Source organism: Synechococcus sp. CB0205, from assembly GCF_000179255.1.
Classification (GTDB): domain Bacteria; phylum Cyanobacteriota; class Cyanobacteriia; order PCC-6307; family Cyanobiaceae; genus Vulcanococcus.
The window spans coordinates 1-12,170 of record NZ_ADXM01000034.1; the positions used below are offsets into that span (position 1 = coordinate 1).

General features: G+C 63.7%; 11 protein-coding genes and 1 pseudogene. 6 read left to right on the forward strand and 6 right to left on the reverse strand.

What is annotated here, in order from left to right; genetic code table 11:
- The 5 genes and pseudogenes from CB0205_RS14285 to CB0205_RS0105370 form a co-directional block, all read right to left on the reverse strand.
- Window positions 1-490, reverse strand: a 490-nt coding sequence (locus CB0205_RS14285; RefSeq protein WP_304412081.1) for a translation initiation factor IF-2 N-terminal domain-containing protein, incomplete at its 3' end; no start/stop codon positions are given.
- A 25-nt stretch (window positions 491-515) separates the two neighbouring features.
- Window positions 516-797 (reverse strand): YlxR family protein, encoded by a 282-nt coding sequence (locus CB0205_RS0105355; protein WP_029626136.1) that lies wholly within the window; start codon window positions 795-797, stop codon window positions 516-518.
- A pseudogene (gene nusA / locus CB0205_RS14290) lies at window positions 794-2,241 on the reverse strand (transcription termination factor NusA). The gene CB0205_RS0105355 and the pseudogene nusA overlap by 4 nt, the downstream one beginning before the upstream one ends.
- Window positions 2,242-2,283: 42 nt before the next feature.
- On the reverse strand, window positions 2,284-2,757 hold the full coding sequence (rimP, locus tag CB0205_RS0105365) for a ribosome maturation factor RimP (protein ID WP_029626137.1): 474 nt from the start codon (window positions 2,755-2,757) through the stop codon (window positions 2,284-2,286).
- A 151-nt stretch (window positions 2,758-2,908) separates the two neighbouring features.
- A complete protein-coding gene (locus CB0205_RS0105370; RefSeq protein ID WP_010315231.1) occupies window positions 2,909-3,178 on the reverse strand; it encodes a hypothetical protein in 270 nt (89 codons plus the stop codon).
- A 70-nt stretch (window positions 3,179-3,248) separates the two neighbouring features.
- Between CB0205_RS0105370 and CB0205_RS0105375 the strand changes: the two genes are divergently transcribed.
- Genes CB0205_RS0105375 through rpiA form a run of 3 tightly spaced genes read left to right on the forward strand, consistent with a single transcriptional unit; the run spans window position 3,249 to window position 5,891 of the window.
- Window positions 3,249-4,022: a metallophosphoesterase gene (locus CB0205_RS0105375; protein WP_232197247.1), complete on the forward strand. Its 774-nt coding sequence runs from the start codon at window positions 3,249-3,251 to the stop codon at window positions 4,020-4,022.
- 22 nt (window positions 4,023-4,044) lie between these two features.
- Window positions 4,045-5,139, forward strand: a complete 1,095-nt coding sequence (locus CB0205_RS0105380) for a trypsin-like peptidase domain-containing protein (RefSeq protein ID WP_156797826.1) — start codon at window positions 4,045-4,047, stop codon at window positions 5,137-5,139.
- Window positions 5,140-5,177: 38 nt separating this feature from the next.
- The gene (gene rpiA, locus CB0205_RS0105385; RefSeq protein ID WP_010315237.1) at window positions 5,178-5,891 is read left to right on the forward strand and encodes a ribose-5-phosphate isomerase RpiA; all 714 of its coding nucleotides are present in this window, start codon (window positions 5,178-5,180) and stop codon (window positions 5,889-5,891) included.
- A gap of 4 nt (window positions 5,892-5,895) precedes the next feature.
- Here the strand turns inward: rpiA and hisD are convergent, their stop codons facing one another.
- A complete protein-coding gene (gene hisD / locus CB0205_RS0105390) occupies window positions 5,896-7,230 on the reverse strand; it encodes a histidinol dehydrogenase (protein ID WP_010315238.1) in 1,335 nt (444 codons plus the stop codon).
- Window positions 7,231-7,338: 108 nt separating this feature from the next.
- Here hisD and rpsT point away from each other — a divergent pair, with 108 nt between their 5' ends.
- The 3 genes from rpsT (at window position 7,339) to rpoB (ending at window position 12,102) form a co-directional block, all read left to right on the forward strand.
- Entirely contained in the window at window positions 7,339-7,641 is a 303-nt protein-coding gene (rpsT, locus tag CB0205_RS0105395) for a 30S ribosomal protein S20 (RefSeq protein WP_010315240.1), read from the forward strand.
- Window positions 7,642-7,675: 34 nt separating this feature from the next.
- Window positions 7,676-8,497, forward strand: a complete 822-nt coding sequence (locus CB0205_RS0105400) for a TatD family hydrolase (protein ID WP_010315242.1) — start codon at window positions 7,676-7,678, stop codon at window positions 8,495-8,497.
- A gap of 314 nt (window positions 8,498-8,811) precedes the next feature.
- Window positions 8,812-12,102, forward strand: a complete 3,291-nt coding sequence (gene rpoB, locus CB0205_RS0105405; protein WP_010315244.1) for a DNA-directed RNA polymerase subunit beta — start codon at window positions 8,812-8,814, stop codon at window positions 12,100-12,102.
- Window positions 12,103-12,170 lie beyond the last annotated feature (68 nt).

Genomic DNA, 12,170 nt, shown 5'->3' on the forward strand with positions numbered 1-12,170 from the left:
TGGCCGCAGGTTTGGCTGCGGGCTTGGCCGCTGCCCCAGGGCGGGCTGGGGGAGCGGTTGGTGCGGCCGGGCGAGCTGGAGCGGACGGAGCGGCGGGCTTGGCCTGGGGCTGGGGCCGAGGAGCAGGGGCCGCAGCAGCAGGTTTCGCCGGAGCAGGGCTGGCTGCTACGGGTTTAGCCGCTGCGGGTTTCGCAGGCGCTGCCGCTGCAGCAGGAGCGGCCTTCTTGACCGAGAGGATGGCTTTCTTGGGCTCGTCCACCGTCGGAGCGGCCTTGCTGCCATTCCCGCCACCTTTGATCAGGCTGCGGATTTTTGCTGCCTCGTCATCGCTGATGGAGCTGCTATGGCTCTTCGCTGCGATCGACAGTTTCTCGGCGGCATCGAGCACGTCCTTGTTCTCAAGGCCCAAGTCCTTGGACAGCTCGTAAATCCTGACTTTGCCGCTGCTGGTCATCAAGTGCTCCAAGTGGTCGGGGGCAACACGTGCCACCGGGCCATCACCCACAGTGAGGCCACTATTTATCTTGCCTCAGCGCCTGATAAGAGGTGGCATTCAGGCGCTGCGCCAAGGCCGCGTAGATGGAATCTGACACTTGGCACCGGAGTGCCTTCTGCAGACGTTTGCGGCGCTTGGCTTCCTCAAAACAGCTCTCGGTCGGACAGAGATAGGCCGATCGGCCCATCCCTTGGTCCAGAGCCATGCCGCCCTCGGCAAGGCGGATGACCCGTAGCAGGTGCTGGCGATCCAGCAGTGCACGGCAGGTCACACAACGCCTGAGGACGGGCTGTTGCTTCACCGGGCTCCTTCCTCGTCGGTCGTCTCTTCGACAGCCTCTTCGACTGCGTCTTCCGTTGCCACGGCTTCGGTGGACTCAGCCTCAGCCTCAGCCACAGGCTCTTGCTCGTAGGCCGCTTCGTCGTACTGGGCCTGCTCGCCGTACTCCTCTTCGTCCTCGGGCAGGGGATAGAGCTCCCGCAGACGGGCGTCTTCCTCGGCACGCAGGGCGTGTTCTGCCTCCATCCGGGCTTCAGCTTCCGCCTGAAGCGCTTCCTCTTCCTGGCGCATGGAGATCAGTTCCGCGACCTTCTCGTCCTCAGAGGCCTGGTCGTACTCGGTGCTGTTCTTGATGTCGATCTTCCAGCCGGTCAGGCGAGCGGCGAGACGGACGTTTTGACCCTCACGGCCGATGGCCAGGCTGAGCTGATCGGGGGGCACCAGGACGTGGGCATGCTGCCCTTCGGGATCCACCAGTCGAACCGCTTCCACGCGGGCGGGGCTCAGGGAGTTGGCGATGTACTGGCCAGGGTCATGGGACCAGCGGATGACATCGATTTTTTCGCCACGCAGTTCGTTCACGACCTGCTGGATGCGAGAGCCGCGGGCGCCAATGCAGGCGCCGACAGGGTCCACTTCGCGCTCCACGCTGTCCACGGCCACCTTGGTGCGGGGACCGACCGAGCGGGAGGGGGGTTGGCCTCACGGGCGACGGCAACGATGCGGACCGACCCCTCCTGGATCTCGGGCACTTCGTTCTCGAAGAGATAGACGACCAGACCGGCGTTGGCGCGGCTGACAAACAGTTGAGGTCCGCGGCGAGGAATCTCACTGACTTCCTTCAGGAAGACCTTGAAGGTGGCGTTGGCCCGGTAGTTGTCATTGGGCAGCTGGTCGCGGCGGGGGAGTTCGGCCTCCACTTCGGGGCGACCCAGTCCGCTGCTGACGGCCATGATCACGCTCTGTCGCTCGAAGCGAATCACGCGAGCGGTCAGGACGGGATCTTCCAGGTCGGCGAACTCCTCCTGGATCATGCGGCGCTGCTGGTCGCGCAGCTTCTGGGCCAGCACCTGTTTGGTGGTGGCGGCGGCCATGCGGCCGAAGTCTTCCTTCTCGGGGGTGACGTCCAGCACCACGGTGTCACCGGCCTGGGCGTCTTCCGCCACCTGCATCACTTCGGCCAGTGAGATTTGGTGGTCTTCGCTCTCGACCTCTTCAACGATGATTTTGGAGGCCAGTACCCGGTAGCCCTCTTCGTCGAGATCCAGGGCGACATCGAAGTTGGAGAAGTAGTCCTCCTCGAAGGGGTCCTCGCTAATCCCCAGATAAAGGGTGCGGCGGTAGCGCTCATAGCCCTTGAGCAGGGCTTCACGCAGGGCCGCTTCCACCACCGCAGGGGGCAGTTTTTTCTCTTCGCTGATGTCCTCGATCAGATTGGAGAGACCGGGGAGCAGGACCAGTGCCATGGCAGGTGGTTGGGTGCGGGATTGGAGAGGGGAACGGAGGGGTTAGGCCTCTTTGGGAGTCACCAGCTTCACGCTGATCACATCGGGGCGCGGGATTCGAACCGTGCGTCCCCGGACGTTGAGGAGAACGTTCTCCTCATCGCGTTCGAGCAAGAGGCCCTCACGCTCGTTGTCGCCCCCGGATTTGGTGTCGCGGTAGCGGATCGAAACCGGGAATCCGCGGAAGCTGCGGAAGTCTCGGTCGTCGCTCAGCTGCTCGCTGACGCCCGGACTGCTGACTTCCAGGACATAGGGGTCCTGCAGCAGCCCGCTGTTCTCGATGGCGTCGCCCAGCACTCCGCTGAAGCTGGCGCAGTTGTCCAGGCTCACGTCTCCGCCATCGGCCAGACGCAGCTGGACCAGCAACGTCATCGGAATTCGATGGGTGAGCAGTTCAAGGCCGCAGACCTGGAATCCAGCGCCCTCCGCCGCCTGGCTAGCCAGGGTTTGGAGGTCAGGGTGCAGGGGATGCGGCAAAGCCTGGATCGTGAACAGGGGAACGGGCGACCCGTCCGGCACCTGCAGTGATCTGCTGTCTGGCTGTCCAGCTGCTCCCGAGGAGTCAGCGCTGTTCAGTCAGAGGTGCCCGCCGGGCACAACACAACAGTACGTGATCGGCCTTGGAGCGTCAGGCCCCCATGCTGCCGAGATCGACAGCAGGTGGCTCCATGTAGGCATCCCCAGGTTGGGCCTCGCCCCGCAAGCTGGGGTCCTGGTTGAGGCACTGCGACTTTTGTTCGTCTGTGCGCAGGAACTGGCAAACCCGGGCGTAGAGCTTGGAGCGGGTGGAGGGCTTGCCTTGGCTGAAGTGCACCTGATCCAGGCCGCCGACTAAGCCCTGAATCTCCACTTGGCAGAGAGCACAGCGTTGACGGGTGCCCGGGGGGATAGCGGCCATGCCAGCTCGGTCAAGAACGGGCAACTTAGGGCCATTGATCTGCTCGGTTGGTGTGCCTGGCCTCCTTCAGTTGAGTGATCCGCACCTCCTGGCAGACCCTCGGGGGCACTGCCGAGGTCGTCCCTCCATGGCGTCCTTGCGCCACGGCCTGCGGCAGGCCCTCTCCCAGATCGATCAGCCCCCGGATCTGCTGCTGATCACAGGGGACCTCTGCCAGGACGAAAGCTGGGGTGGGTATCGCCGCCTGAAGGAGGTCCTGGAGGACGTTGAACCCCTGAGGGAGGTCCCCCTGGCCTTGACCCCGGGCAACCACGACCATCCGGCCCTGATGCGATCGGCCTTGGGACGTCGCGCTGTGATTGCCCCGGCGGCCCTGGACCTCGGCGACTGGACGCTGCTGTTGCTCTCGAGTCACCGCAGTGGCGCCGTTGCTGGCTTCCTTGACCCCAGGCAGCTGGCCTGGCTCGAGCGCCAGCTGGAGCTGGCCGATCAGCCCGTGGTGCTGGCTTTGCACCATCCCCCGGTGCCCATTGGTGATTCAGGCTTGGATCCGATCGCTCTGCAGGATCCAGGCCCGTTTCTTCGCTGCCTCCAGCGGGCCCCAGCCCTCAAAGCCGTTCTCTTCGGCCATGTCCACCAGCATTGGCAGGGCGAACTGCCCCGCAGCGGCGCTGGGTCTCCCATACCCCTTTGGGCCTGTCCCTCGTCGTTGGCGTCCTTTGCGGCTGTTCAACCCTGTCCCTTGGGGCGGCCTGACTGGCCGGGGGGGCGTTGGCTGACCTTGCAGCCCTCGGGCGAGGTGGCCTCGACCCTTCTGCGTTGGTCTCCCGTGGAATCTGCCTAGCCTTCGGTTTTTGCGGATCTTGGTGCGCGTTCTGCTGGCCCTGGTGTTGTTGCTGGCCGCTTGGTTCCCGGCGGCTCCAGCCTGGGCGGACTTTGGAAGCAACACCAACCACAGTTTTGTCTCTGCGGCGGTGAAACGGGTTGGGCCGGCGGTCGTGCGGATCGACACCGAGAGGACCGTCCCACGGATTGGTCTGGACCCTTCCTTTAGTGACCCGCTCCTGCGGGAGATGTTTGGCGATCAGATCCCCAATAGCCGTGAGCGCGGGCAGGGATCCGGAATCGTGATTGATGGTCAAGGCATGGTTCTCACGAACGCTCACGTCGTGGATGGCGCTGACCGGGTTGAGGTGACGCTGGCCAGTGGTCAAGAGCTGGAGGGCTCGGTGCTCGGAATCGATCCCGTGACCGATCTGGCGGTGGTGCGCATTGCCAAAACCCAGGGGTTGAAGTCCGCGCCACTGGGGGACTCCAGTGCCCTGGAGGTGGGGGATTGGGCCATCGCCTTAGGGACCCCCTATGGCTTGGAGCGCACCGTCACCCTGGGCATCGTCAGCAGCCTGCACCGCAACATCACCAGCCTGGGCTTCTCGGACAAGCGTCTGGAATTGATTCAGACCGATGCGGCGATCAATCCGGGCAATTCCGGAGGCCCACTGATTAATGCCAGCGGCGAGGTGATTGGGATCAACACCCTGGTGCGTTCGGGTCCGGGAGCCGGATTGGGTTTCGCGATCCCGATCAACCTGGCCAAGGGTGTTGCGGCCCAACTGAGCCAAGGGGACTCCGTGGTGCACCCCTACCTGGGCCTACAGCTAGTTCCCCTCAATCCGAGGCTGGCTCGCGACAACAACGCTGACCCCAATGCCCTGCTCCAACTGCCCGAGCGGGACGGGGCACTGGTGCAACGGGTGATCCCGGATAGCCCTGCCGAACGGGCTGGCTTGCGCCGGGGAGATCTGGTGGTCCAGGCGGCGGATCAAGAGGTCAGCGATCCCGGGGAGCTGCTGCGTTTGGTGGAGGCCTCCCAGGTTGGTGATGTTCTGGCGATCCGCGTGTTGCGGGGCGAGGAACAGATCGATCTCTCGATCCGGCCTGAGGCGCTGCCGCATTCCTGAGGCCTGAGCTACGGTCACTGGCCAGTGAAAACGGCGTGATGGCGGATCTGCAGGACCAGATGAAACAGGCGGTGGCGGCTGCAGCCACCGAGCAGATCCAGAGCGGAATGGTGGTGGGCTTGGGCTCCGGTTCAACCGCTGCCCTGATGATTCAGGCCCTCGGCGCCAAGCTCAAAAGCGGAGAGCTGCGGGACATCGTTGGGGTGACCACCTCCTTCCAAGGTGAGGTGCTTGCTGCCGAGCTGGGTATCCCGCTGCAGAGCCTGAATGCCGTGGATCGGATCGATCTGGCCATCGATGGCGCCGATGAGGTGGATCCTTCGTTCCAGTTGATCAAGGGCGGTGGCGCCTGCCATGTCCAGGAGAAGCTGGTGGCGGTTCGTGCCAAGCGCTTCGTGGTGGTGGTGGATTCCACCAAGCTCGTGGACACCCTCAACCTGGGCTTTCTGCTGCCCGTGGAGGTGATGCCCGGTGCTTGGCGTCAGGTCCAGGGCCAGCTCAAGGAGATGGGGGGTGACGCCCAGCTCCGTATGGCAGTCAAAAAGGCTGGTCCCGTCGTGACGGACCAGGGCAACCTCGTGCTGGACGTCAAGTTCAGCGGTGGCATCGGCGATCCCGTCAGCCTGGAGAAGGAGATCAACAATCTCCCCGGCGTCCTCGAGAACGGTCTGTTCGTGAACATCACCGACCAGGTGCTGGTGGGCGAGATCAACGACGGTGTTGCCGGCGTCCGGGATCTGGTCAAGCGCTGAGTGCTTAGGCCAGGCGCCGGCGAACGGACTCTGCGTGGCTGTGAAGTCCCTCGCTGTCAGCCAGGGTGCCAACGGCAGCGCCGGTGGCTTCCAGTGCTTGCCGGTTGAATTGAATCAAGCTGGTGTGGCGCATGAAGGTCTCCACGCACAGCGCTCCGGCGAATCGGGCCGTACCCGAGGTCGGCAGGGTGTGGTTTGGGCCGGCCAGGTAATCGCCAACAGCCTCCGGGGTCCAGGCCCCCATGAAGATCGCCCCGGCCTGTTGGATCTGTTCGGCCAGGGGCTCAGGCTGCTCCACCTGCAGTTCCAGGTGTTCGGGGGCAAAGCGATCACTGAGCTGTGCCGCCTCATCCAGGTCTGAGCAGACCACGATCAAGCCCCAGTCGTTGAGGGCCTGACGGGTGATGGCGGCACGGGGGTGTCCCTCCAGTTGCTGCTCAATCGCGGCGGGGATGGCCCGTGCCAGTTCCTCGCTGGTGGTCAGAAGGATTGCTGCAGCGAGGGGGTCGTGCTCCGCCTGCGCCAGGAGATCGGCCGCGACGTGGTCAGGGTTGGCGCTGGCATCGGCGATCACCAGCACTTCACTCGGGCCAGCTAGTGAGTCAATGGCGACCCGGCCGTAGACCGCTTTTTTGGCCAGGGTTACATAGAGGTTGCCTGGACCGCTGATGACATCCACCCGGGGGATGGATTCCGTGCCGTAGGCCAGAGCTCCCACGGCTTGGGCACCTCCGACCCGATAGATCTCATCGATTCCCGCTAGGTGGGCTGCCGCCAGCACGGTGCTGTTGATGCGGCCGTCGGGTCCGGGAGGGGTCACCATGACCACCCGCTTGACCCCCGCAACCTTGGCGGGCACTGCATTCATCAAAACGGTGCTGGGGTAGCTGGCGCGGCCCCCTGGGACATAGAGACCGGCCCGCTCCACCGGGCGCCAGCGGCGGCCCAGTCGCTCTCCGTGCTCTCCGGTGATGGCCAGGTCGTTGGGCAGTTGGCGCTGGTGGAAGTCCAGGATCCGGCGGTGGGCCAGGGCCAGGGCCTCCTGCAGCTCAGGGGAGGTGGCGGCCCAGGCCGCTTCGATCTCCTCCTTGGGAACGCGCAAAGGATCCGGGCGGACCCCATCAAAACGCTCGGTCAGTTCAAAGAGGGCGGCATCGCCCTGCTGTTGCACCTGCTCGAGGATTCCCTCAACCCGTTGGGCGACCTCTCGGCTTTGGCCGCTACCGGTGCGCTCGGCGATGGCCTCGAGCCGAAGACCGGCCTGCTCGGCATCGCGCAGCAGCTCGATCTGCAGCGGTGCGATCGACTCGGCACGGCTTGGAGGGGAGCTGGCGGTCACGAAACCGTGGTGCGGCGGTGATTGTTCAAGCTAGTTGCTCAGCCTTTGGGGAGGGTCGCAAGCCAGGGGGTAAGCTTGTCGACTGCCGAATCAGCGCCTTTTCCGTCTGTGGCCAATAACAAGTCGTCGAAGAAACGCATTGAGGTTGCCGAGCGCAATCGTCTGCACAACCGCACCTACAAGTCTGCGGTCCGCACCCTGATGAAGCGTTGCTTCGCCGCTTGCACCGCCTACAGCCAGGAGCCCGGCGATGCAGCCAAGCAGGCTGTCCAGTCGAGCCTGAGCGCTGCCTTCAGCAAGATCGACAAGGCCGTCAAGGTCGGCGTGCTGCACCGCAACAACGGTGCCCACCAGAAATCTCGCCTGAGCGCTGCTGTCAAGAGCGCCATCGAGCCCGCAGCGAAGGCCTGATTTTTTAGGTTGGATCCAGGTGAACCTTGGATCCATGGCAGCTGCCGTCGCTCTCGAGAGCCTTCCGGCTCCTTTGATTGACAGCCACTGCCACATCGTCTTTCGAAATTTCGACGAAGACTTGGAGGAGGTTGCTCAACGCTGGCGTGATGCCGGTGTGGGGCGCCTCCTTCACGCATGTGTGGAGCCTTCTGAGATTCCGGCGATTCGAGCGCTGGCCGATCGCTTCCCCGAGCTTCGCTACTCCGTTGGCGTTCATCCTCTGGATCCGGAGCATTGGGCGTCCAACACGCAGCAGGTGTTGCGCGAGGCGGCTCAAGCTGACCCCAGGGTCGTGGCGATCGGCGAGCTCGGCCTGGATCTGTTCCGCGACAACAATCTCGAGCAACAGCTGGCGATGCTCCGGCCCCAGTTGGACCTGGCGGTGGAGCTGGATCTGCCCGTGATCATTCACTGCCGCGATGCCGCCGAACCGATGCTTGCCGAGTTGCGCGAGCGTGCTGAGCGGGGTGCCTGCCCTAAGGGCGTGATGCACTGCTGGAGCGGCACTCCCGAGGAAATGCAGGGGTTCCTCGAGTTGGGGCTCTACATCAGCTTTAGCGGCAATGTGACCTTCCCGAAGGCCACCGACACCCATGCCTGCGCCCAAACGGTTCCCGCGGATCGATACCTCGTGGAGACCGACTGCCCGTTCTTGGCGCCCGTGCCGCGACGGGGCAAGCGCAACGAGCCTTCCTATGTGATGGCTGTGGCGGAGCGAGTGGCAGTCCTGCGCCAGGAGCCGCTGCAGACCGTTGCCTTACAGAGCACCCGCAACGCCTGTGCACTGTTTGGACCCGCTCTTCACAATGTATGATGTTTCATTGGCCTGGCAGCGAGTCGTGATTTATCCGTGCTCGTTGCAGCCCGAAAGCGCTCGCCAGCGATCTGGTGAGTTAGCCCATGACCAGTGGTGCGTTGTCTTTCCGGTGCGAGTTGTCGTTCCCAGCGGTGTTCAAGCGATCTGAATAGGCGCCCCAGCTGGCCAGTCGCTCCCGAGAGGGACGGCTGGCTCTGTCGTCTGTGTGGTGATGTCGCGCTGGCATCCCCCTTCGTCTTGATCTCCGCCTGGTTCTGAAACTGCTGTCCAGGCCCTCCGTTCCGTTTCACCCGTTCCTGCAGGTTCACCGCATGAGCAGCGCGATTCAGGTCGCCAAGACCGCCACTTACCTCCCCGACCTGGTGGAGGTGCAGCGCGCGAGCTTCAAATGGTTTCTGGAGAAGGGCCTGATCGAGGAGCTGGAGAGCTTCTCCCCGATCACCGACTACACCGGCAAGCTTGAGCTGCACTTCATCGGTAGCGAGTACCGCCTGAAGCGCCCTCGCCACGACGTGGAAGAGGCCAAGCGCCGTGACGCGACCTTCGCGTCCCAGATGTATGTGACCTGCCGCCTGGTCAACAAGGAGACCGGCGAAATCAAGGAGCAGGAAGTGTTCATCGGGGAACTGCCCCTGATGACCGAGCGCGGCACGTTCATCATCAACGGCGCCGAGCGCGTGATCGTGAACCAGATCGTGCGTTCACCCGGCGTCTATTTTAAAGACGAGCAGGACAAAAACGGCCGTAAGACCTTTAACGCCAGCCTGATCCCCAACCGTGGCGCCTGGCTGAAGTTTGAAACCGACAAGAACGACCTGCTGCACGTTCGCGTCGACAAGACCCGCAAGATCAACGCCCACGTGTTGATGCGGGCCATCGGCCTGTCCGACAACGACGTCCTCGACAAGCTGCGCCACCCCGAGTACTACCAAAAGTCCATCGAGGCGGCGAACGACGAAGGCATCGCTTCAGAAGACCAGGCTCTGCTTGAGCTCTACAAGAAGCTGCGTCCGGGTGAACCCCCCTCGGTGAGCGGTGGTCAGACCCTGCTGCACAGCCGCTTCTTTGATCCCAAGCGCTACGACCTCGGCCGGGTTGGTCGCTACAAGATCAACAAGAAGCTGCGCCTGACCATTCCCGATGCGACGCGCACCCTCACCCCTGAGGACGTCCTCAGCACGATCGATTACCTGATCAACCTTGAGCTCGATGTGGGTGGCGCCACCCTCGATGACATCGACCACCTCGGTAACCGCCGCGTTCGCTCCGTGGGCGAATTGCTACAGAACCAGGTCCGCGTTGGTCTGAATCGCCTCGAGCGGATCATCAAAGAGCGGATGACCGTTGGTGAGACCGAGAGTCTGACCCCGGCCCAGCTGGTGAACCCCAAGCCCCTGGTGGCTGCGATCAAGGAGTTCTTCGGCTCCAGCCAGCTGAGCCAGTTCATGGATCAGACGAATCCCCTGGCTGAGCTGACCCACAAGCGCCGCATCAGCGCCCTGGGGCCAGGCGGTCTGACCCGCGAGCGCGCTGGCTTTGCCGTGCGCGACATCCACCCTTCCCACTACGGCCGGATTTGCCCGATCGAGACCCCTGAAGGTCCGAATGCCGGTCTGATTGGCTCCTTGGCCACCCACGCCCGGGTGAACGAGTACGGCTTCATCGAGACCCCCTTCTGGAAGGTGGAGGACGGCATCGTCCTCAAGCAGGGTGACCCCCTCTACCTCTCGGCGGATCTCGAGGACGAGTGCCGTGTGGCTCCTGGCGACGTCGCCACCGACGCCGATGGCCGGATCAAGGCCGAACTGGTTCCCGTGCGCTACCGCCAGGACTTTGAGACCGTGCCCCCCGAGCAGGTCGACTACGTGCAGCTCTCACCGGTTCAGGTGATCTCGGTTGCAACCTCGCTGATCCCCTTCCTCGAGCACGACGACGCCAACCGGGCCCTGATGGGTTCGAACATGCAACGTCAGGCTGTGCCTCTGCTGCGCCCTGAGCGTCCCCTGGTCGGCACCGGTCTAGAGACCCAGGTCGCCCGTGACTCGGGCATGGTCCCCATCACCACCGTCAACGGCACGGTCAGCTTTGTCGATGCCACCGCGATCGTCATTCGCGATGAAGAGGGCAACGACCACACCCACTACCTCCAGAAGTACCAGCGCTCCAACCAGGACACCTGCCTCAACCATCGTCCGATCGTCAAACTTGGCGATCAGGTGATTGCCGGTCAGGTCCTGGCCAACGGTTCGGCCTGTGAGGGTGGTGAAATCGCCCTGGGTCAGAACGTTCTGATCGCCTACATGCCCTGGGAGGGCTACAACTACGAGGACGCGATTCTCGTTTCCGAGCGCCTGGTGCGCGACGACCTCTACACCTCGGTGCACATCGAGAAGTACGAGATCGAAGCCCGTCAGACCAAGCTTGGACCTGAGGAGATCACCCGCGAGATCCCCAACGTTGCCGAGGAGAGCCTGGGCAACCTGGACGAGATGGGCATCATCCGCATTGGTGCCTATGTCGAAAGCGGCGACATCCTGGTCGGCAAGGTGACCCCCAAGGGTGAGTCGGACCAGCCCCCGGAAGAGAAGCTGCTGCGCGCGATCTTCGGTGAGAAGGCTCGCGATGTCCGCGACAACTCCCTGCGCGTTCCCAGCACCGAGCGTGGCCGTGTGGTCGACGTCCGGATCTATACCCGCGAGCAGGGCGATGAGCTGCCGCCCGGCGCAAACATGGTGGTTCGGGTCTACGTGGCCCAGCGCCGCAAGATCCAGGTCGGCGACAAGATGGCTGGCCGCCACGGCAACAAGGGCATCATCAGCCGCATCCTTCCCCTGGAGGACATGCCCTATCTGCCCGACGGCACCCCGATCGACATCGTGCTCAACCCCCTGGGTGTGCCGAGCCGGATGAACGTCGGACAGGTCTTCGAGTGCTTGATGGGCTGGGCTGCATCCCACCTGGACTGCCGCGTCAAGGTGGTGCCCTTCGACGAAATGCACGGCCCTGAGACCTCGAAGAACACCGTTCAGGCCTATCTCGAGGCAGCTAAGTCCCAGCCCGGTAAGGACTGGGTCTACAACCCTGATAACCCCGGCAAGATCCAGTTGATCGATGGCCGGACCGGCGAGGCCTTTGACCAGCCCGTGACCGTGGGCTACGCCCACATCCTCAAGCTGGTTCACCTGGTGGACGACAAGATTCACGCTCGCTCCACGGGTCCCTACTCCCTGGTCACCCAGCAGCCCCTGGGTGGTAAGGCCCAGCAGGGCGGCCAGCGTCTGGGTGAGATGGAGGTCTGGGCCCTCGAGGCCTACGGCGCCGCCTACACCCTGCAGGAACTGCTCACCGTCAAGTCCGACGACATGCAGGGCCGCAACGAGGCGCTCAATGCCATCGTCAAGGGCAAGCCGATTCCTCGTCCTGGCACCCCCGAGTCCTTCAAGGTGCTGATGCGCGAGCTTCAGTCCCTGGGTCTCGACATCGCGGTCTACACCGATGCGGGTGAGGAAGTCGACCTCATGCAGGACGTGAATCCACGCCGCAGCACCCCCAACCGACCCACCTACGAATCCCTCGGCGTCGCGGATTACGACGACGACTGATTGCTGATCAACTCGGCCCACCCTTTGGGGTGACCGTCAGATCCCTTCTTCCTTCCGATCTCCGCGCG